The following is an 18,816-nucleotide window of genomic DNA, read 5'->3' on the forward strand; positions in this document are numbered from 1 at the left end:
CTTCTCAGAGGGCCGTGACGTTGAGAAGCCGCCACTCGCGCAGCTTCTCAACGCGGGCCGGCTTCTGATTCGGCTCGACGGATTTTGCGCAAGGGGAACGAGTCGGAGAAGTCTGGCGCAGAACGCTCAACAGGAAGGCCGCCCCTTTCGGGTCCGTCTTCAAGGCGTTCGCGTCGAATACCGGCATATCGATCTTCCCCCATCGGCGTTTCGTTGCGAAGGCACCTTCTGGAAACAACGGCCTCTCAGGTGGCGAGGTTCCCTAAGCCGGGACGAAACGAAGTTCGCTGACCTGGCGGGAAACCGCTCCCGGCTGCAGTATACAAGGGGGAAAATGGGCCTTATTGGGGCCGTCCGGAAATCGCTGCGGCTCGAGACAAAGCCCCGCATGGGGGCCGTAGTGGGAACTATCGAGGCCCGGAACGGGAATGTCGAGCATGTGGCCGTCATAAAATTGCACGCCAGGCTCCGTGGTCCAGAGTTCCATCCCTAAGCCATTGTTGAGAGATTGCAGTGTCGCCGCATGGCGAAGCGTGCCGCTATGTCCCCGGAGCACGTAATTGACGTCGTAGGAGGTGCGTCCCTGCAGCAATTGCGCTGCGCCAATCGGTCGCTGAATGATGAAGTCGTAGGCCGATCCCGCCACGCTCTTGATCTCGCCCGTCGGGATGAGATCGGAATGGGTCGGGGTGATGTAGTCGGCGGCGATCATCAGATGATGAGACGAAATGTCCGGGCTGCCGTCGAGATTATAGTAGCTGTGCGTGGTGAGATTGACCGGCGTTGGCCGGTCGCTTGTCGCTTCGAGGGAAATCCTCACCGTGGCGTTTTCCAGAAGCGAATAGGTGCAGGAGGCGATCAGGCGGCCAGGATAGCCCATGTCGCCATCCTCCGAGACCAGGGCGAGGGTGACGCTGGAAGGCTGCCTGTCGACGATGGACCAGAGGCGGGTTCCAAATCCCTTCGATCCGCCGTGAAGCTGGTTTCGCCCCTCGTTGGCGTCAAGCTTGTAGGTATGATGGTCCAGCGTGAAATGCGCGTGCCAGATCCGGTTGGCATAGCGGCCGACGATGGCGCCGAAATAAGGGGAATGGGCGAGATAATCCTCGATGGAATTGAGGCCGAGCACCACATGCTGAGGTCCACGGCGCGTGGGGACGATCAGATCCCGGATGACGGCGCCCCAGGTCAGGACGCGCATATCGACCCCATCGGGACCCTGCAGCACCACTTCCGACACGTCTTCTCCGCCGACGGAGCCGAAGCGCCCAATCATCGCTTATCCTTTGAAGATATTGGCCCTCAAGCCGTGGGTGCCGGTTTCGACCGCATAGACATGCCCCGCCATGGGGTCGATATGCGGATCGTGCCCGATGCTGGCCGTGGTGATATAGAGCGTCCTTAGATCGGGCCCGCCGAAGGTGCAGTTCGTCACTTCCGCCGTCGGCACGGGCACGACCATTTCCGCCTCGCCGTCCGGCGTGAAGCGGGTGATGCGGGATCCGCCCCAATGGCATACCCATACATGCCCCCGGTAATCGACGGACATGCCGTCCGGATGCCCCCATCCCTGCTCGAATCGGACGAAGATGCGCGGCTTGCCGACCCGTCCCTGGTCGCAATCGAAGGCATAGATGATCCCGCTTGTCGTATCGGTCGCGTAGAGAATGCGCCCGTCAGGGCTCGAGACGGGACCGTTGGTGACGACGATGCCATCGTGGAACCGGGTCAGTTCCTGGCCGTCCCACCGCCAGAAGGCTCCCGTGGGAGTCTTCTCCTCGTCATGCATGGTGCCGAAATAGAGCGCGCCATCGGGCCCCACATGCCCGTCATTGATCCGATTGCCCGGGCTGTCGGGCTCGGGCGCGACGATCGTATCGGCCTCGCCGGTTCTCAGATCGAAGCGGGCAAGGCCCGACTTGAAACCTGCGATGACGATGTCCGGATCGGACGTCAAAACGACGAACCCGACCGGTTCCGGGGCCTCCATGCGCCAATGCTTGCCGGTGGCGGGGTGATAGCGCCAGACGCTCGGGTTCTTGATATCGACGAAGAGCAGCGTGTCGATGCGATGGTCCCACAGCACGCCCTCGCCCAAGGTGCAGCAGCTCGCCACCACCACGTGAGGGGTTTTCGGATAAACGATCGGATGGCTCATATCCTCCCCTCATCCCTGGAAATCGGGGCATCCCGTCCTGCCAGTAACTCGGCCGGATCCGCGCCGGTTCAACCCCTCCGGTTATCCCTTCGATTACCCCTTGGCGATCCGCGCGGCCAAGGCGGCGAGGCTCAGGTCCGATCCCGCTGGTCCGAGAATGGACAGGCCAAGCGGCGCGCCCTCCCGCGAGGCGAGGGGTATCGAGACCTGCGGCAGGCCCGACAGCACGGACAGGCATTGCAGGTTCAAGGCCTTGTTGCGGTAATCGTTCAGTGCTTCGTCGCTCTCGGTCAGAAGCGGCGCGATATCCGGCATGCTCGGCAGGATCAGCACGCCGTCGGAGCCGAGAATCGCGCTGAAGCGCTCACGGAAGGTGCTGCGGATGCCCTTCGCCTCCGCCACCTGTTTGTCAGTGACCCCCCGCGCGAACTCGAAACGGTCGCTGACGCCCGGTCCCAGCGGCGGCCTCAGGCGCTCGATCATCGATCCGTCGACCAGCCAGGCCTCCCGGCTCTGGATGTACCGCATCGTCCAATAAAGGGGCGTGAAGCCCTCGCTCGCGACTTCCGTGTCCCGGGCAGGGCCCAGCACGGCCTCGATCTTTCGGATGGCCGGCGCGAGGGCGTCCCGAACCGGCTTGTCGAGCAGGGAGAAAGCATCTTTTGCGAGCAGCAGGCGCGGCTTTTCCGGCAATGGATTGCCATCGACGCCGAGCAGCACCTCGCCGACGCGCAGGAAGGTTGCGCCGTCGCGGGTGAAGTAACCGCAGGTGTCGAAGGAAGGCGCGAGATCGTGACAGCCCTCCAGGCTGACCCGGCCATGAGTCGGACGGATGCCGAAAAGGCCGCAATGGCTGGCAGGTGCCCGCACCGATCCGCCCGTATCCGTGCCGAGCGCGAAATCGCACAGGCCGTTCGAGACGGCCGAAGCCGAGCCGGAGGAAGAGCCGCCGGGAATCCGATTCGGTGCGCCGCCGTTCACCGGTGTGCCGAAATGGGCGTTCTTGCCGCTCATGGAAAAGGCGAGCTCGTCGGTGATCGTCTTGCCGACGAGTCTCGCGCCCGCATCGAGAAGCTTCTGAACCGTCGGTGCCGTCCGGGTCTTGATGCCCGACATGGCCAGCATCTGCGGCGAGCCGGCGCTTGTCGGATAACCTGCCACGTCGAACAGGTCCTTCGTCGCGAAGGTCAGGCCGGAAAGGGGCCCCTCTTTCGCGTTCGGGACATCGGCGGCCGGATAGGGCATGAAGGCGCGGGCGGGATCCTTGTCGAGAAGCATGATGTCCTGGTCGCTGAAGGAATAAGGAACCGCGAGCTTCGCACCGGCCTTGGCCCACAGGCAAGACAAGAATCCCCCTCGGTGCATCCAATTGAGGCTTCCTTCCCGCCATGAATGGCCCTACACCCGCGCAGGTCCTTCATCGCAGAGAACGACAGATGGCAAAGACGTCGATGACCCGTTGGCTGGCTTTCGGACTGGCGCTGGCGCTTGCGGGCCCCGCCGCCCAGGCACAGCCGGCCCCGATCAAGATCGGAGAGCTGAATTCCTACAGCAAATGGGCCGCCTTCACCGTGCCCTACCGTCAGGGCTGGCAGCTTGCCCTCGACGAGATCAATGCCAAGGGCGGCGTGCTCGGCCGCAAGATCGAAATCGTCTCCCGCGACGACGGCGCGACCACGGGCGATGCGACCCGCGTGGCGGAGGAGCTGGTGACGCGCGAAGGCGTGTCGTTCCTGTTCGGCTCGTTCCTGTCGAATGTCGGCGTCGCCATGGCGGATTACGCCAACCAGAAGAAGATCGTCTATATCGCAGCCGAGCCTCTCACCGACGCCATCACAATGGCGCAGGGCAACCGCTACACCTTCCGCATCCGGCCCAACAATTTCATGCAGGTCGGCATGCTGGTGGATCAGGCGAAGGCTTCCGGCGCCAAGCGCTGGGCCATCGTGGCGCCGAACTACGAGTACGGCCAGTCCGCCGCCGAGGTTTTCAAGCGCCTGATCAAGGAACGCGTTCCGGGCGCCGAGATCGTCGCCGAGCAATATCCCGCTCTGGGCAAGATCGAAGCGGGCGCGACCGTCTCCGCCATCGAACAGGCTAAGCCCGACGGTATCTTCAACGTCACCTTCGGCCCGGACCTCACCCAGTTCGTCCGCGAGGGCAATACCCGCGGCCTTTTCGAAGGCAAGAAGGTGCTCTCGCTTCTGACCGGCGAGCCCGAATGGCTTCTGCCCCTCAAGGACGAGATCCCGGAAGGCTGGACCGTGACCGGGTACCCTTGGGACGAGATCAAGGATCCGAAGCACCAGGCCTTCGTCGACGCCTATCGCGCCAAGTACAACGACACGCCGCGCCTCGGCTCGCTTCTCGGTTACATGGTCGTCCATATGATCCGCGACACCATCGAACGCGCCGGGTCGGTTGAAACGGATGCGCTGATCAAGGCGCTCAAAGACGCCAAGTTCGATACGGTCATCGGCCCGGTCACCATGCGCGGCATCGACAATCAATCGACCATGGGCGCATGGGTCGGAAAGCTCGTTCTGAAAGGCGCGAATGGCGGCATGACGGATTGGAAGTACAATGACGGCGCAGCCTTCATGCCTTCCGAAACCGAAGTGAAGGCGGTTCGGAAGGACTGACGGTTCGATGGCTCCAGGCGACTTCACCCTCCCCTCGAGGGGAGAGTAACGTAAGATGGACCCCTCCTTTCTCGTCATTCAGGCGCTGAACGGGTTTGCCAGCGCCTCCTCCCTCTTCATCACCGCCTGCGGCCTGACGCTGGTTTTCGGCGTGACGCGGATCGTCAATTTCGCGCATGGCTCGCTCTACATGGTCGGAGCCTACACGGCGGCGACGCTGGTGCCGCGCCTGCTCGAATTCTCCTACGGCCCGGTATCCTTCTGGGCCGGCATCCTGATCGCGGCGCTCGTTGTCGGCCTGATCGGCGTGTTGATCGAAGTTCTGTTGCTCCGGCGCATCTACGGCGCCCCCGAGCTGTTTCAGCTCCTCGCCACCTTCGGCATCGTGCTCGTGATGCAGGATCTCGTGGTGCAGGTCTTCGGACCTCAAGACATTCTCGGACCGCGCGCACCGGGCCTGCGCCTGCCCGTCGAGATTCTCGGACGGCGCTTTCCTTCTTACGAGCTTGCGCTCATCGCCGCTGGCCCCATCGTGCTCGGCCTCGTCTGGCTCATTTTAAGCAAGACGCGCTTCGGCGTGCTGATCCGCGCCGCGACGCAGGATCGGGAGATGGTCGCGGCGCTCGGCGTCAATCAGGCGCTGCTCTTCACCGGCACGCTGTTTCTTGGCGCGTTCCTGGCGGGCCTCGGCGGCGCATTGCAGATTCCGCGCGTGGCGGCGAACACCGGCATGGATCTGTCGATCATCGCCGAATGCTTCGTGGTGACTGTGGTCGGCGGCATGGGCAGCGTGCCGGGCGCTTTTCTCGCCGCGCTGATCATCGGGCAATTGCAGGCCTTCGGCATTCTGATCTTCCCCAAGAGCACGCTCGTTGTGGTGTTTCTGCTCATGGCCGTCGTGCTGGCGATTCGTCCTTACGGGTTCTTCGGCCGCCCTGAGATCGTCGGCGGCACGCATGCGGTCGGCATCGCAAGCCGCAAGCCGATACGCGGCGGCACCGTGATCGCGCTGGTCGTGCTTGCCCTGCTCGCCGGCCTGCCGCTGGTGGGAGATTCCTATCTCCTCAAGGTCGCGACCGAGATCCTGATCTTCGCGCTGTTCGCCTTCAGCCTGCAGCTTCTCATCGGCATCGGCGGTCTCGTCAGTTTCGGTCATGCCGCTTTCTTCGGACTTGGCGCCTACGGAGCGGCGCTCGGCGTCAAATGGCTCGGCGCTTCCATGGAGGCGGCCCTGCCCCTCGGCCTGCTTCTCGCGGGCGCGGGAGCGGCGCTGATCGGCGCCTTCGTGGTACGCCTGTCCGGCATCTATCTCGCCATGATGACGCTCGCCGCCGCGCAGATTCTCTTTGCGGTCGCGTTCCAATGGGTCGACGCAACCGGCGGCGATAACGGCATCGTCGGCGTCTGGCCTCCATCCTGGGCCGGGGGGCGCAGCGCCTATTACCTGCTGACGCTCGCGCTGACGGCAGCGGCTTTGTTCCTCATCAAGCGCGTGATCGATGCGCCCTTCGGCTATGCCTTGCGTGCGGCGCGCGACTCGGAGGCCCGCGCCGAAGCGATCGGACTCCACATCCGCCGTCATCGCTGGCTCGCCTTCATTCTCGCGGGTGCCGGCGCGGGACTGGCCGGCGGGCTCTATGCCTTTTCCCGCGGCTCGGTCGATCCGAGTCTGCTGGGGATCCCGACTTCCGTCGACGCGCTGACCATGCTGCTTCTCGGCGGCATCGAAACCATCGCCGGCCCGCTCGTGGGCGCAGCCGTGCTGCATGCCTTGCGCGATCAGATCATGCCGCTGACACCATTGTGGCGTCTTTGTCTCGGCATGAGCATCATCGCCATGGTTCTGATCTTTCCGCGCGGTCTCGTCGGCACGCTCCGCCAATGGCGGGAGGAGCGCGCATGAGCCTGCTTGCCGTACAGGGTCTGACCAAATTCTTCGGCGGTGTGGTCGCGGCGCGCGATGTCTTCTTCACCATTGAACGGGGCGAAATGGTCGCGCTCATCGGCCCGAACGGGGCCGGCAAATCGACCGTATTCAACATGATCGGCGGCCAGCTTCGCACTGATAGCGGGAACGTGCTTCTCGATGGCGAGGCGATCACCCACGCCTCCCCGCAGGAGCGATTCCGCCGCGGCATCGGCCGCACCTTCCAGGTGGCGCAGGCCTTCCTCTCCATGACCGTCGTCGAAAACGTGCAGATGGCCCTCATCAGCCATCATGGCGAGAGCGAGTCCCTCTGGTCTCCGGCCAGACAGCGCCACCGCGATCGGGCGCTCGCCCTTCTCGCACAGGTCGATATGGCGGAGGCCGCCGACCGCCTTTGCGCGGAACTGGCCTATGGCGATGTTAAGCGGGTGGAACTGGCCATCGCCCTTGCAGGCAACCCCAAGCTTCTCCTCATGGACGAACCGACCGCCGGCATGGCTCCCCGCGAGCGGGCCGCGCTCATGGCGCTGACGGATTCCATCGCCCAGGCGCGCAATATCGGCGTGCTGTTCACCGAGCATGACATGGATGTGGTCTTCGGCCATGCCGCCCGCGTCCTGGTGCTCCTGCGCGGCGAGATCATCGCCGTCGGCACTCCCGACGAAATCCGCCGCGACCGCCGCGTCCGCGAGGCCTATCTCGGAGACATGCACGTTCTTCAGGCCCCTCTGGCGAGGCCCGCATGAGCGCACCTCTTCTCGATGTGGCGGGACTGTCCGCCGCCTATGGCCGCGCCCAGGTTCTGTTCGGGCTTTCGCTTGACGTCCGGCCCGGCGAGGTGGTGGCCCTGATCGGCCGCAACGGGGCGGGCAAGACGACGACCCTGAAGGCGATCATGGGCCTGATTCCGGCGAGCGCCGAGCGCCTCGCCTTCAAGGGGCAATCCATCGCAGGCCTCTCCACCTACCGCATCGCCCGCCTTGGCCTCGGTTACGTGCCGGAGGACAGACGGATCTTCACCGATCTCACCGTCGAGGAAAACCTCGAGGTCGGCCGGCAGGCCGGGCAGACCGGACGCTCGCCCTGGACCCCGGAGCGCTTGTTCCGACTGTTTCCCAACCTTGCCGAGATGCGGGGGCGGCGCGGCAACCAGATGTCCGGCGGCGAGCAGCAGATGCTCACCATCGCCCGCACCCTCATGGGCAATCCGGATGCGATCCTGCTCGATGAGCCCTCGGAGGGCATCGCCCCGGTGATCGTCCAGACCATGGCGGAGGCGGTGCTCGCCATGAAGGCCGAGGGCGTGGCGGTTCTCCTCTCCGAGCAGAACTGGGCCTTCGCGGGCGCCATCGCCGACCGCGCCTGCGTCATCGAACGCGGCGAGATGCGGTTTCAGGGATCGATGGCGGAATTTTTAGGCAATGAGGCCTTGAGGGCGGAGACCTTGGGGGTTTGAGAGCGAGGCCGCCGTTCCCTCCCCCTTTGCGAAGAAGGGGGTGCCTTACGAAACATTGACGGATCGGCCCAAAGGACCGATATGCAGCCCATCCGGCGCGGTCCGCGCCTGCTTCAGCTTGTCTAAAACATTTGAGGAATTCCCGCTTCATGGGCGTCATCCATGTGACTGATCGTGCCGGCCAGCGCCATACCCTCGAGGCGATCGAGGGCTGGCGGGTCATGGAGATCATCCGGGATTGGGGCCTGCCCATCGAGGGCCTGTGCGGCGGCGCCTGCGAATGTGCCACCTGCCATGTCTTCGTGGCGGAGGAATGGATTCCGAAGCTCTATCCTCCCACCGACGAGGAGGAGAATCAGCTCGATACGGTGATCACCCAGGCCAATTCGCGCCTGTCCTGCCAGATTCTCTGGACCCCCGAACTCGACGGCCTGGAACTCACCCTCGCCCCCACGGGCGGTTAACCGCCAGACCCGCCGCATTGCCAAAGACGGGAGACCGTGCTTTTCGAAGGTCTCTCGAAGGAGCCTGTTCATGACCGACAATATCGAAACGGACGTCGTCATCATCGGTGCGGGGCCGGTCGGCCTTTTCGCCGTGTTCGAACTGGGCCTCCTCGATATCAAATGCCATCTGATCGACATTCTGCCGAAAGTGGGCGGCCAATGCGCCGAGCTCTACCCGGAAAAGCCGATCTATGACATTCCGGGCTTCCCGATGGTCACGGGCCAGGGACTCGTGGACAACCTGATGGCCCAGATCGAACCGTTCCATCCCACCTTCCATCTCAACGAGATGGTGGAGAGCGTCGAATCCATCGGCACCCCGGAGGCTCCCCGGTTCCGGGTGAAGACCTCCGAGAACGAAACCACCTTCACCTGCAAGGCGATCGTGATCGCGGCGGGCGGCGGTTCGTTCCAGCCCAAGAAGCCGCCGATCGACCATATCGAGGCCTATGAGGGCACGGGCGTGTTCTATGCCGTGCGCCACATGCAGATGTTCAAGGACAAGAAGATCCTTATCGTCGGCGGCGGCGATTCGGCCCTCGACTGGACGGTGAACCTGCAGCCGCTGGCCAAGCGCCTCACTCTTCTGCACCGCCGGGACGCCTTCCGCGCCGCACCCCATACGGTGGAGAAGATGCGCTCCCTCGTCGCCGCGGGCGACATGGATCTGCACTTAGGCCAGGTGACCTCCCTCAAGGGCGAAGCCCCCGTGCTTGAAGGTGCGGTGATCAAGAAGGATGACGGCTCGATCTTCGAGGTCGATTGCGACGTGATCCTGCCCTTTTTCGGGTTGACCATGAAGCTCGGCCCCATCGCCGATTGGGGACTGAACCTCCACGAGAACCTCATTCCCGTCGATACGGAAAAGTTCGAGACCAGCGTTCCCGGCATCTTCGCCATCGGCGACATCAACACCTATCCAGGCAAGCTGAAGCTCATTCTCTCCGGCTTCCACGAAGGCGCGCTCGCGGCGCAGAAGGTGCATCGCTACGTGTATCCCGAGAAGAAGCTTCTCTTCCAATATACGACCTCGTCCACGAGCCTGCAGAAGAAGCTCGGCGTCGCGGCCTGAAGTGCTCCTGAAGATGCTCTTGAGGAACGGCGCTGCTTCCCCTTGCGAAGCGCGCCCGTTCCTGAAACTGTTCGGGCATCATGACGAACAAATCCGATCTCACCCTCGGCCGCCGCGTGATGGCGATGATCGAGGAACTCGCCCGGTATAGCGACGAGCCCGGGCGCCTGACGCGGCTCTATCTGTCGGACGCGCATCGCGCCGCGGCGGAAGCGACCCTCGGCCTCATGCGGCAGGCCGGCCTCGACAGCCATATCGATGCTCTGGGCTCCGTGATCGGCCGTATCGAGGGCTCGAACCCGGATGCGCCGGCCCTGCTCATCGGCTCCCATATCGACACGGTGATCGATGCGGGGCGCTATGACGGCACGCTCGGCGTCGTGCTCGGCATCGTCGTGGCGGAAGCGTTGCGGTCACAAGGAATCGTGCCCTCCTGCCCCATCGAGATCGCGGCTTTCGGCGACGAGGAGAATGCCCGGTTCCCGACCAATCTCTCTACCTCCTATGCGCTCTCGGGCCATTACAACCCGACCTGGCTCGATAGTGTCGATCAGGCCGGCATCCGATTGAGAGACGCGCTGGCGCGCTTCGGCGGAGATCCCGCTGGCATCCCGGCTCTCGTCCGTGATCCGAAGCGCTATCGCAGCTATCTCGAGGTGCATATCGAGCAAGGGCCGCAGCTCGAAGCCAAGGGTCTTCCGGTCGGCATCGTCTCGGCCATCAACGGCGTCACCCGCGCCCGCGCCACGGTGATCGGGGAAGCGGGCCATGCGGGCACCGTGCCGATGGCGATGCGCCGCGATGCGCTCGCCGCCGCAGCAGAGATGGTCGTCGCCGTGGAGCATACCGGCTCCATCCGCACCGATACGGTCGCGACAGTGGGTGTGGCGCAGGTCCAGCCGGGTGCGATCAACGTCATTCCGGCGCGCGTCGATTTCACCCTCGATGCCCGCTCACCGGACGATGCGGTGCGGCATGCGATGGTGAATGACATCCTCGCCGAGTGCGAGAACATCGCGCGGAAACGCGGCGTGAGTCTCACCATCGAGCCTTTCATGGATTCGCCCGCGACGCCGATGAACAGGAACCTGATGGCGCGGCTCGAAGAAGCCGTGACCGGCGCCGGCATCCCGCCGCTCCATCTCGCATCGGGCGCGGGCCACGACGCGGTGGCGATGGCCGCTCTGTGTCCTGTCGCGATGCTCTTCGTGCGTTGCAAGGGCGGCATCAGCCACAACCCGGCGGAATCGATCACCGTCGAGGATGCCGATGTGGCGGCGCACGTTTTGATCGAAGCCGTGAAGAAGCTCACATCATGCTGACCCGCTGTTCATGACATCCGCTCCCATTCTCGAAATCGTCGACGAAGAAGACGACGCGCTTCACCACACCGTTCGGGAGGGCGTCCGCACGTTCAACCGCACGGTGCTGTTTGCCAATCATCCTAAGGGCAGAGATCTTGCCATCGCCATTCGCGATCCTGAGACCGGGGCCTCCGTGGGTGGGCTTATCGGACGCATGAACGGCGGCTGGCTTGCCATCGAACTGCTCTTCGTTCCCGAACGCTTCCGTGGCGCAGGCCTTGCCACCCGTCTCATCGCCATGGCGGAGGACGAGGCGAAACGCAGGGGCTGCCATTCGGCCTGGCTCGACACGCTCAATCCGAAAGCGCGTATCCTTTATGAGCGACTGGGCTATGAAGTCTTCGGCGAACTCAAGGATTATCCTATCGGCTCCAGCCGCTTCTTCCTTCAGAAAAAGCTCGTCGCAAGTTCGCAATCCTGAAGTTTCTAGCTCTTCCAGTTTTCGGAAAGTATAGCCCAACGCTCGTGATCGCGCCATTCGCCGCCGATCTTCAGATAGCGCGGCGAATAGCCTTCCTTTCGAAAGCCGAGCCGCTCCACGAGTGCGCGGGAGGGCTTGTTGTCAGGTTGGATATTCGCCTCGAGGCGATGCAGGCCCAATACATCGAAGGCATGCGTCACGACGAGGCCGACCGCCTCCCGCATCAGGCCGCGTCCCTGAAACCCTGCCATGCCATAATAACCGAGATAGGCGCTCTGGAAGAGGCCGCGCACGATCTCGTTGATGTTGACGATGCCGGAGATCCGCCCGCTTTCCCGCTCACGCGCGATGAAGCCGACCGATCTCTCGCCATCGCTGCGCGTCAGATAGGCTTCGAAGCCCACAGCGTCGCGACAGGGATAAACCCAGGGCTCATGCACTGCGATGCTGGCGAGATTGGCAGCAATAAGCTCGGCGCCATCCGCCATGGAAACCGGTCTGATGATGACACGCGACTGCATCGTTCAATCTCACTTTTCTGGAACCATGGCAGGACCATGTCGTTGTCGTTTGACTTTTTATCATATCGAAGGATCGGATCATGCGAGCCATCATCCTCCCGGCTTTCGCCATCGCCCTTGGTGCCGGGTTTTTTGCTGCTCCTGAAGCACAGGCCCGTTTCAATGCGGCACAGGTACAAGCTCCCTCTCTCGTGGAGGATGCCGCTTGCGTGACCCGCCGTGTACGGACCGTGCGTCCGAACGGCCGCGTCATCTTCCGCACTGTGCGCGAATGCGGCGTCGGCGTTGGACGCCCACATGGATGCCGCATGGTACAGGAGCGCATCCGCCGCCCGAATGGAAGCGTCGTCTATCGCAACGTTCGCCGCTGCCGTTGAGTTCACTCCGAAAAGGGCTCGGTCGCACCGGGCCCTTTTTCTTTGCCCCTATTCCAGCGTCCCGATAGCACTTTCCACGGCCTCGACCACGGCACCCGAGCGCACCAGATCGAGGGCCTGGCGCATCTCGGTCGCGTACCAGCGGTCGCCCTCGAGCGCCGGCGGGATCACGGCGCGGATCGCCTCCATGGCGGCCTGCGAGCCCTTGCCGAGCGGATAATCCCTGGCCAGCGGCTCCACGAGCGTGAGAGCCTGGGCCGCCATCAGCAGCTCGCCCGCCACGATCTGCTCCACATTCTCGACGATCGTGCGCGCCTTGCGTCCGCACCATGTCGAGTTGGACACGTGATCTTCGGCATTGGACTTGCCAGGAATGGAGTCGACGGAACCGGGCATTGCAAGGCCGCGATTTTCCATCACCAGCGCCGACATGGAGCACTGCACCGTGGCAAAGCCCGTATTGAGGCCACGCTTGCCCGCCAGCAGATTGCGCGGCAGGCCGTAGGACATGGTGGGATCGATCAGCCGCGCCAGCCGCCTCTCCGAGATCGAGCCGAGATCGGCCATGGCGATGGCCAGCAGATCCATGGCCTGGGCCACGTATTGCCCGTGGAAATGGCCGCCGGAGATCGAAACGTAGCCACCCTTGCCGTCGTCGAAGATCAGCGGATTGTCGGTGGCGGAGTTCATCTCCGTTCCGATGATACGCTCCACATATTCCACCGCCTCGACAGCGGGGCCGTGGACCTGCGGCGTGCACCGCAGCGAATAGACATCCTGCACGCGTGGGCTCGCAGGCGCGCCGGGCTGGCGCGCCTCGTCGGGAAAGACGATGTCGCGCGCGGCCTGCGAGCAGCGTTTCGTGCCGTCCAGAATCCTTAGCAGGTTGCGCGCGACGCGGGCCTGGCCGGGATGCGGACGCGCCTTGTGCACGCGCGGATCGAAGGCCGCCAGCTCACCGCGCATCGCTTCCAGGGACAGGCTCATGGCGATGTCGGCCTGCTTCAGGAGACGGCGCGCATCGTTCGTGGCGAGGACGCCGAGCGCCAATGACGTGGTCGAGCCATTGATGAGGGCGGAAGCATCCTTGGCGCCGAGCTCGAAATCGGGATTGAAGCCTGCCTTCGCGATGGCCTCCCGCGCCGGCATGCGCCGGCCTTTGTAGATCATTTCGGCCTCGGCGAAGCCGCAGACCGCACCGGCCATGTGGGCCAGCGGCGCGAGATCGCCCGAAGCGCCAACCGAGCCTTTCTGCGGCACGATGGGGTGGAGTCCTGCATTCAGGAAGTCGATCAAGCGCTCGACGAGCTCGACCTGCGGGCCGGAATAGTTGGAGGCGAACGCATTGGCGCGCAGCAACATCATCGCCCGCGTCACGTCCTCCGGAAAAGACTCCCCAACGCCCGTCGCATGGGCATAGACCGTCTTCTGCTGGTAGGCCGCCATGTCGGCGATGAGAACGCGCTGGTCCTTGAACAGCCCGACGCCCGTATTGAAGGCGTACATGAGCGGCGCGTCGTCATGCATCCAGTTGCGGTCGATATAATCCCGCGTCGCGGCAATGCGCTCCCGCGCCTGGGGATGCAGGGTAGCCTTTTCGAAGCGGCCTTTCCCATTGGCGCGCGCCACACGCACCACATCCCTGATCCTGAGCTTCGCTCCGTCGATCTTGACCGTCATGTCTGGCCCTCGCGTTTCAACGAGGGATAGCGAGGCTGAGGGTGAGGCGCAACCGCCGTTGTGCCGGGACAGAGCGCCCCTGTCGCTATTCTATCCCCTCCCCTAGCGGGGAGGGAAATGGTGTTACAGCCCTTAGACCCGGCCCAGGCGCTTCGTGGTCTGGGGGTCGAAGAGGTGCACGTTGGCCGGGTCGATGGAGAGGGTCAGCTTGCCCGCATCGGCGGAAATCTGGCCGGTCGAGGCCTGCACCACGAAATCGGCGCCCGCCACCTTGCCATGGAAGAGCTGCGTCGCGCCCAGTTCCTCGACGAAGTCGATATCCATGGTCAGCGTGCTCGAACCGGTCGCGCCGGCCTGCACGTCTTCGGGACGCAAGCCCACCTCGATAGCCGTGCCGGGGGCTAGGCCGTCACGCATGTCGGTGACGTTGATGATCTGCCCGCCGACGGAGACCCGGCCGGGCCCTTCCACCTTGCCGGGAAGGATGTTCATGGGCGGGGAACCGATGAAGGTCGCGACGAACCGGGTCTCGGGACGGCGATAGACTTCGGAAGGCGTGCCGACCTGTTCGATCTGGCCGCCGCTCATCACCACGAGCTTGTCGGAGAGCGTCATCGCCTCGACCTGATCGTGCGTCACGTAAATCGAGGTCACGCCGAGCGCGCGCTGAAGGCGCTTGATCTCCACGCGCATCTGCACGCGCAGCTTGGCGTCGAGGTTGGAGAGCGGCTCGTCGAAGAGGAAGACCCGCGGCTTGCGCACGATGGCGCGGCCCATGGCGACGCGCTGGCGCTGGCCACCGGAGAGCTGGCGCGGCTTGCGGGCGAGGAAGGGCTCGATGGCGAGGATGCGGGCGGCTTCCTTCACGCGCTTCTCGATCTCGGGCTTCGGCGTGCCGCGGTTTTTCAGGCCATAGGCCATGTTGTCGTAGACACTCATATGCGGATAGAGCGCATAGTTCTGGAACACCATCGCGATATCGCGGTCGGCGGGTTCGATCTCGTTCACGACGCGATCGCCGATCTTCACTTCGCCGCCGGAAATCGTCTCAAGCCCCGCGATCATGCGCAGAAGGGTGGACTTGCCGCAGCCCGAGGGACCGACCAGCACGCAGAAGGATCCATCCTCGATGCCGAGGGACACGCCCTTCACGGCTTCGACATTGCCCGCATAGACCTTTCGTACCGTATCGAGCTTTACGCCTGCCATCGTTTCATTCCTTCAAATCAGCTCGCGCAACACAAAGGCACGAGGAGAAATTGCTGTCACAATCATATTCTATCCCCCAGCCCAGCAGGGAGACGACGCGCGGAAACCACGCGTCACTTTTCCGTTTCGACGAGCCCTTTGACGAAGAGCCGCTGCATGAAGATCACCACCAGAACCGGCGGCACCATCGCGAGCACGGCGGTCGTCATCGCGATCTGCCACTCGGTCAGAGCATCCTGCGTCGTGATCATCTTCTTGATGCCGATGACGATGGTCTGCATTGAACTCTTCGTCGTAATCAGCAGCGGCCAGAGATACTGGTTCCAGCCATAGATGAACTGGATCACGAAGAGCGCCGCGATCGTCGTCATCGAGAGCGGGAGGAGCGTATCCTTGAAGAAGCGGAACGCGCCCGCGCCATCGATCTTGGAGGCCTCCAGAAGCTCGTCCGGGATCGTCATGAAGAATTGCCGGAACAGAAGCGTACCGGTCGCGGACGCGATGAGCGGCAGGATGAGGCCGGTATAGGTATCGAGCAGGCCGAGATCAGCGACGATCTTGTAAGTCGGATAGATACGGACTTCGACCGGCAGCATCAGGGTGATGAAGATCACCCAGAAGGCGGTCTTGCGGAAGGGGAAGCTGAAATAGACCACCGCGAAGGCGGAGAGAATCGAGATGAGGATTTTCCCCACTGCGATGCCCATGGCCATGATGAACGAGTTCATCATCATCATGCTCACCGGCTCGCGTGCCATGCGTCCACCCGAGAACAGCGCGCGTGAGTAGTTCTCGCCCGCCTGATCGCCCGGCAGGAGCGGCATGTTGCCGTTGATGATGGTCGCGGCATCGAAGGTCGAAGCCAGGATCGCCAGATAGACGGGGAAGGCGACGATGATGATGCCGACTGTCAGGGTGAAATAGGCGAGGATGTTTCTGTAGCGTCTGTTCTCGACCATCAGTACTGCACCTTGCGCTCGACGTAACGGAACTGGACAGCGGTGAGCGCAATCACGATGATCATGAGGATCACCGATTGCGCGGCCGAGCCGCCGAGATCGCCGCCGAGGCGGCCGTCCGCATAAACCTTGTAAACGAGAGTCGTCGTCTGACCGGCAGGACCACCGCCCGTGACGGCATCGATGATGCCGAATGTTTCGAAGAACACGTAGACGATCGTCACGACGATCAGGAAGAAGGTCGTCGGCGACAACAGCGGGAAGATGATCGTCCAGAAGCGGCGGATCGGCCCCGATCCGTCGATGGCGGCAGCCTCGATCACGCTCTTGGGGATTGCCTGCAGACCCGCCAGGAAAAACAGGAAGTTATAGCTGATCTGCTTCCAGGTGGCGGAAAGCACGAGCAGAATCATGGCATGCTTGGCATTGAGCATCGGGTTCCAGTCGATGCCCATGGCCTTGATCGGACGCGCCAGGGTGCCGAGGGTCGGATGGAACATGAAGATCCACAACACGCCGGCAATGGCCGGGGCGACCGCATAGGGCCAGATGAGCAGCGTCTTGTAAGCCTCGCCGCCGCGCAGCTGCTTGTCGGCCTGGGTCGCCAGAAGCAGCGCGCAGGAAAGGGACAGGACCGCGACGGACGACGAGAACACGAGCGTGGTCATCATGGCCCGGTAATATTCGGGCTGCTGGAACAGCAGACGATAATTCTCGAAGCCGACGAACTCGCTCGACAGGCCGAACGCGTCTTCCAGCAGGAAGGATTGCCAGATGGCCTGGGAGGCAGGCCAGTAAAAGAAGATGAGCGTGATCGCAAGCTGCGGCACGAGCAGCATGTAGGGCAGGATCTTACTCGAGAAGAGGGCTCGTTTTTCCATCGCGTTCCACACCCGGGGGCGTCTAGAACATTCGTCCTGAATCGGAATTCAGGACGAATGTTCTAGTCTTTTGAAAAGACGCATTTTCTTTTGCAAAACCGGAATCCACTTTTGCTGAAAATGCCCTGGCAGGGAGCCGGCCCAGCGGCGCAGGCTCTTTTATAAGATCATCCCGGACGGTCCGTGACCGCCCGGGATGACAGGTTTTCATGAAGACGTTTTAGCGGCTGACGGTGCGCTCGAACTGACGCAGGAGCTGGTTGCCGCGGGAAACCGCCGCATCGAGCGCGTCCTTGGCCGACTTCTGTCCGGCAAGCGCCGCCTCGAGCTCTTCCGACCACACGTCACGCATCTGAACCATGTTGCCGAGGCGCAGACCGCGGGAATTCTCGGTCGGCTCCTTGTTGGTCAGCTCGATGAGCGGGATCTGGTTCGCAGGATTCTTCTCATAGAAGCCGGAAGCCTTGGTCTTCTCATAAGCCGCCTTGGTGATCGGCAGGTAGCCCGATTCCTGATGCAGTTTGGCCTGGCGGTCGGTATCCGACAGGAAGGTGAAGAACTTGGCGACGCCCTTGTACTCGTCAGCCGACTTGCCGCCCATGACCCACAGCGAAGCACCGCCGATGATCGAGTTCTGCGGCGCACCGGCGACGTCCGGATAGTAAGGCATCGGAGCAGCCGCCCAGTCGAACTTCGCATTGGCCTTCACGTTGCCGAGGAAGCCCGACGAGGTCAGCATGATGGCGCATTCACCCGAGGTGAAGCGGCCTTCCGAGCGGCTGTCGCGGCCGGAATAGTCGTAGGTCTTGTCCTTCTGCAGGTCGATCAGGGTCTGCAGGTGCTTCACGTGCAGCGGCGAGTTGAACTTCAGCTCCGTGTCGAAGCCATCGAGGCCGTTCGCCTTGGTGGCCAGGGGCACATTGTGCCAGGCCGAGAACTGCTCGATCATCGCCCAGGTGGTCCAGGCCGAGGTGAAGCCGCAGGTGTCGTGGCCGGCGGCTTTCAGCTTCTTGCCGGCGGCGAACACGTCGGGCCAGGTCTTCGGAATCTCGGTGACGCCGGCCTTCTTCAGCTCGTCCTTGTTGACCCACATGACCATCGAAGAGGAGTTGAACGGGAAGGAGAGCATCTCGCCCTTCGCCGTGGAGTAGTAACCCGTGATCGTGGGCAGGTAAGCCTTGGGATCGAAAGCCTGGCCCGTCTCGGCCATCATCTGGTAGACCGGCTTGATGGCGCCCTTGGCGCCCATCATGGTCGCGGTACCGACCTCGAAGACCTGCATGATGTGAGGCGCGTTGCCGGCACGGAACGCGGCGATGCCGGCATTCATGGTGTCGGCGTACTGGCCCTTATAGCTGACGACGACCTTGTAATCCTTCTGCGAGTTGTTGAATTCCTCGGCCAGCTTATTCACGACGTCGTTGTTGGCGCCCGTCATGGCATGCCACCACTGAATTTCCGTCTGCGCGAAGGCGGAGGTGCTCGTCGCGAGGCCGAAGGCCAAGGCGGCGAGGAAAGACTTATTCATCATAACCGATCTCTCCCATGTCATCCCGTCGGGATGTTCTTGTCGTTCATCATCCCTGCACGAAGGTGGGATGACGTTATTATGACGAAAACATGACAAGCATAGCCGGCTTCAA

Annotated in this window: 19 protein-coding genes; 9 read left to right on the forward strand and 10 right to left on the reverse strand. The window is 63.1% G+C overall.

Features of this window, described 5'->3' with window-relative positions; translation table 11 throughout:
• Window positions 1-4: 4 nt before the first annotated feature.
• The 4 genes from AB4Y97_RS00570 to AB4Y97_RS00585 all read right to left on the reverse strand — a co-directional run bounded on the left by AB4Y97_RS00570 (window position 5) and on the right by AB4Y97_RS00585 (window position 3,505).
• Window positions 5-187 (reverse strand): hypothetical protein, encoded by a 183-nt coding sequence (locus tag AB4Y97_RS00570; protein WP_441997044.1) that lies wholly within the window; start codon window positions 185-187, stop codon window positions 5-7.
• 75 nt (window positions 188-262) lie between these two features.
• Window positions 263-1,276, reverse strand: a complete 1,014-nt coding sequence (locus tag AB4Y97_RS00575) for an aldose epimerase family protein (RefSeq protein WP_441997045.1) — start codon at window positions 1,274-1,276, stop codon at window positions 263-265.
• Between the two features lie 3 nt (window positions 1,277-1,279).
• Entirely contained in the window at window positions 1,280-2,158 is an 879-nt protein-coding gene (locus AB4Y97_RS00580; protein ID WP_441997046.1) for an SMP-30/gluconolactonase/LRE family protein, read from the reverse strand.
• A gap of 93 nt (window positions 2,159-2,251) precedes the next feature.
• A complete protein-coding gene (locus AB4Y97_RS00585; protein WP_441997047.1) occupies window positions 2,252-3,505 on the reverse strand; it encodes an amidase in 1,254 nt (417 codons plus the stop codon).
• A gap of 89 nt (window positions 3,506-3,594) precedes the next feature.
• Here AB4Y97_RS00585 and AB4Y97_RS00590 point away from each other — a divergent pair, with 89 nt between their 5' ends.
• The 8 genes from AB4Y97_RS00590 (at window position 3,595) to AB4Y97_RS00625 (ending at window position 11,546) form a co-directional block, all read left to right on the forward strand.
• Window positions 3,595-4,800: an ABC transporter substrate-binding protein gene (locus AB4Y97_RS00590; protein WP_441997048.1), complete on the forward strand. Its 1,206-nt coding sequence runs from the start codon at window positions 3,595-3,597 to the stop codon at window positions 4,798-4,800.
• 55 nt (window positions 4,801-4,855) lie between these two features.
• Window positions 4,856-6,703 (forward strand): ABC transporter permease, encoded by a 1,848-nt coding sequence (locus tag AB4Y97_RS00595; protein WP_441997049.1) that lies wholly within the window; start codon window positions 4,856-4,858, stop codon window positions 6,701-6,703.
• Window positions 6,700-7,473, forward strand: a complete 774-nt coding sequence (locus tag AB4Y97_RS00600) for an ABC transporter ATP-binding protein (protein WP_441997050.1) — start codon at window positions 6,700-6,702, stop codon at window positions 7,471-7,473. Before AB4Y97_RS00595 ends, AB4Y97_RS00600 begins: the two co-directional genes overlap by 4 nt.
• Window positions 7,470-8,183 carry an ABC transporter ATP-binding protein gene (locus tag AB4Y97_RS00605; protein ID WP_441997051.1) on the forward strand — a complete coding sequence of 238 codons (714 nt, stop codon included), beginning with the start codon at window positions 7,470-7,472 and terminating at the stop codon, window positions 8,181-8,183. The genes AB4Y97_RS00600 and AB4Y97_RS00605 overlap by 4 nt, the downstream gene beginning before the upstream one ends.
• Window positions 8,184-8,332: 149 nt before the next feature.
• Window positions 8,333-8,647: a 2Fe-2S iron-sulfur cluster-binding protein gene (locus tag AB4Y97_RS00610; protein WP_441997052.1), complete on the forward strand. Its 315-nt coding sequence runs from the start codon at window positions 8,333-8,335 to the stop codon at window positions 8,645-8,647.
• 70 nt (window positions 8,648-8,717) lie between these two features.
• Window positions 8,718-9,761 (forward strand): NAD(P)/FAD-dependent oxidoreductase, encoded by a 1,044-nt coding sequence (locus AB4Y97_RS00615; RefSeq protein WP_441997053.1) that lies wholly within the window; start codon window positions 8,718-8,720, stop codon window positions 9,759-9,761.
• Window positions 9,762-9,841: 80 nt separating this feature from the next.
• Window positions 9,842-11,083: an allantoate amidohydrolase gene (locus AB4Y97_RS00620; protein WP_441997054.1), complete on the forward strand. Its 1,242-nt coding sequence runs from the start codon at window positions 9,842-9,844 to the stop codon at window positions 11,081-11,083.
• Between the two features lie 10 nt (window positions 11,084-11,093).
• Window positions 11,094-11,546 carry a GNAT family N-acetyltransferase gene (locus tag AB4Y97_RS00625; protein ID WP_441997055.1) on the forward strand — a complete coding sequence of 151 codons (453 nt, stop codon included), beginning with the start codon at window positions 11,094-11,096 and terminating at the stop codon, window positions 11,544-11,546.
• Window positions 11,547-11,551: 5 nt separating this feature from the next.
• On the opposite strand, the gene AB4Y97_RS00630 is transcribed toward AB4Y97_RS00625, so the two are convergent.
• Complete coding sequence (locus AB4Y97_RS00630; protein ID WP_441997056.1) at window positions 11,552-12,067, reverse strand: GNAT family N-acetyltransferase; 516 nt, start codon at window positions 12,065-12,067, stop codon at window positions 11,552-11,554.
• 80 nt (window positions 12,068-12,147) lie between these two features.
• Here AB4Y97_RS00630 and AB4Y97_RS00635 point away from each other — a divergent pair, with 80 nt between their 5' ends.
• Window positions 12,148-12,444 (forward strand): hypothetical protein, encoded by a 297-nt coding sequence (locus AB4Y97_RS00635; protein WP_441997057.1) that lies wholly within the window; start codon window positions 12,148-12,150, stop codon window positions 12,442-12,444.
• Window positions 12,445-12,492: 48 nt separating this feature from the next.
• Here AB4Y97_RS00635 and AB4Y97_RS00640 read toward each other — a convergent pair whose 3' ends face one another.
• The 5 genes from AB4Y97_RS00640 to ugpB all read right to left on the reverse strand — a co-directional run bounded on the left by AB4Y97_RS00640 (window position 12,493) and on the right by ugpB (window position 18,704).
• On the reverse strand, window positions 12,493-14,124 hold the full coding sequence (locus AB4Y97_RS00640; RefSeq protein ID WP_441997058.1) for an HAL/PAL/TAL family ammonia-lyase: 1,632 nt from the start codon (window positions 14,122-14,124) through the stop codon (window positions 12,493-12,495).
• Window positions 14,125-14,256: 132 nt separating this feature from the next.
• A complete protein-coding gene (locus AB4Y97_RS00645; RefSeq protein ID WP_441997059.1) occupies window positions 14,257-15,333 on the reverse strand; it encodes a sn-glycerol-3-phosphate import ATP-binding protein UgpC in 1,077 nt (358 codons plus the stop codon).
• Between the two features lie 113 nt (window positions 15,334-15,446).
• Window positions 15,447-16,292: a sn-glycerol-3-phosphate ABC transporter permease UgpE gene (gene ugpE, locus AB4Y97_RS00650; RefSeq protein ID WP_441997060.1), complete on the reverse strand. Its 846-nt coding sequence runs from the start codon at window positions 16,290-16,292 to the stop codon at window positions 15,447-15,449.
• Window positions 16,292-17,173: a sn-glycerol-3-phosphate ABC transporter permease UgpA gene (ugpA, locus tag AB4Y97_RS00655; RefSeq protein WP_441997061.1), complete on the reverse strand. Its 882-nt coding sequence runs from the start codon at window positions 17,171-17,173 to the stop codon at window positions 16,292-16,294. The genes ugpE and ugpA overlap by 1 nt, the downstream gene beginning before the upstream one ends.
• Before the next feature lie 220 nt (window positions 17,174-17,393).
• Window positions 17,394-18,704 carry a sn-glycerol-3-phosphate ABC transporter substrate-binding protein UgpB gene (ugpB, locus tag AB4Y97_RS00660; protein ID WP_441997062.1) on the reverse strand — a complete coding sequence of 437 codons (1,311 nt, stop codon included), beginning with the start codon at window positions 18,702-18,704 and terminating at the stop codon, window positions 17,394-17,396.
• Window positions 18,705-18,816 lie beyond the last annotated feature (112 nt).

Origin of the sequence: Microvirga sp. 2TAF3 (genome assembly GCF_052114965.1) — a bacterium.
Lineage (GTDB): Bacteria > Pseudomonadota > Alphaproteobacteria > Rhizobiales > Beijerinckiaceae > Microvirga.

What these genes read in the sequence shown, in the direction of transcription:
- AB4Y97_RS00570 (WP_441997044.1), bottom strand. Translation starts at nt 187, where the DNA reads ATGCCGGTATTCGACGCGAACGCCTTGAAGACGGACCCGAAAGGGGCG.
- AB4Y97_RS00575 (WP_441997045.1), bottom strand. Translation starts at nt 1,276, where the DNA reads ATGATTGGGCGCTTCGGCTCCGTCGGCGGAGAAGACGTGTCGGAAGTG.
- AB4Y97_RS00580 (WP_441997046.1), bottom strand. Translation starts at nt 2,158, where the DNA reads ATGAGCCATCCGATCGTTTATCCGAAAACCCCTCACGTGGTGGTGGCG.
- AB4Y97_RS00590 (WP_441997048.1), top strand. Translation starts at nt 3,595, where the DNA reads ATGGCAAAGACGTCGATGACCCGTTGGCTGGCTTTCGGACTGGCGCTG.
- AB4Y97_RS00595 (WP_441997049.1), top strand. Translation starts at nt 4,856, where the DNA reads ATGGACCCCTCCTTTCTCGTCATTCAGGCGCTGAACGGGTTTGCCAGC.
- AB4Y97_RS00600 (WP_441997050.1), top strand. Translation starts at nt 6,700, where the DNA reads ATGAGCCTGCTTGCCGTACAGGGTCTGACCAAATTCTTCGGCGGTGTG.
- AB4Y97_RS00605 (WP_441997051.1), top strand. Translation starts at nt 7,470, where the DNA reads ATGAGCGCACCTCTTCTCGATGTGGCGGGACTGTCCGCCGCCTATGGC.
- AB4Y97_RS00610 (WP_441997052.1), top strand. Translation starts at nt 8,333, where the DNA reads ATGGGCGTCATCCATGTGACTGATCGTGCCGGCCAGCGCCATACCCTC.
- AB4Y97_RS00615 (WP_441997053.1), top strand. Translation starts at nt 8,718, where the DNA reads ATGACCGACAATATCGAAACGGACGTCGTCATCATCGGTGCGGGGCCG.
- AB4Y97_RS00620 (WP_441997054.1), top strand. Translation starts at nt 9,842, where the DNA reads ATGACGAACAAATCCGATCTCACCCTCGGCCGCCGCGTGATGGCGATG.
- AB4Y97_RS00625 (WP_441997055.1), top strand. Translation starts at nt 11,094, where the DNA reads ATGACATCCGCTCCCATTCTCGAAATCGTCGACGAAGAAGACGACGCG.
- AB4Y97_RS00630 (WP_441997056.1), bottom strand. Translation starts at nt 12,067, where the DNA reads ATGCAGTCGCGTGTCATCATCAGACCGGTTTCCATGGCGGATGGCGCC.
- AB4Y97_RS00635 (WP_441997057.1), top strand. Translation starts at nt 12,148, where the DNA reads ATGCGAGCCATCATCCTCCCGGCTTTCGCCATCGCCCTTGGTGCCGGG.
- AB4Y97_RS00640 (WP_441997058.1), bottom strand. Translation starts at nt 14,124, where the DNA reads ATGACGGTCAAGATCGACGGAGCGAAGCTCAGGATCAGGGATGTGGTG.
- AB4Y97_RS00645 (WP_441997059.1), bottom strand. Translation starts at nt 15,333, where the DNA reads ATGGCAGGCGTAAAGCTCGATACGGTACGAAAGGTCTATGCGGGCAAT.
- ugpE (WP_441997060.1), bottom strand. Translation starts at nt 16,292, where the DNA reads ATGGTCGAGAACAGACGCTACAGAAACATCCTCGCCTATTTCACCCTG.
- ugpA (WP_441997061.1), bottom strand. Translation starts at nt 17,173, where the DNA reads ATGGAAAAACGAGCCCTCTTCTCGAGTAAGATCCTGCCCTACATGCTG.
- ugpB (WP_441997062.1), bottom strand. Translation starts at nt 18,704, where the DNA reads ATGATGAATAAGTCTTTCCTCGCCGCCTTGGCCTTCGGCCTCGCGACG.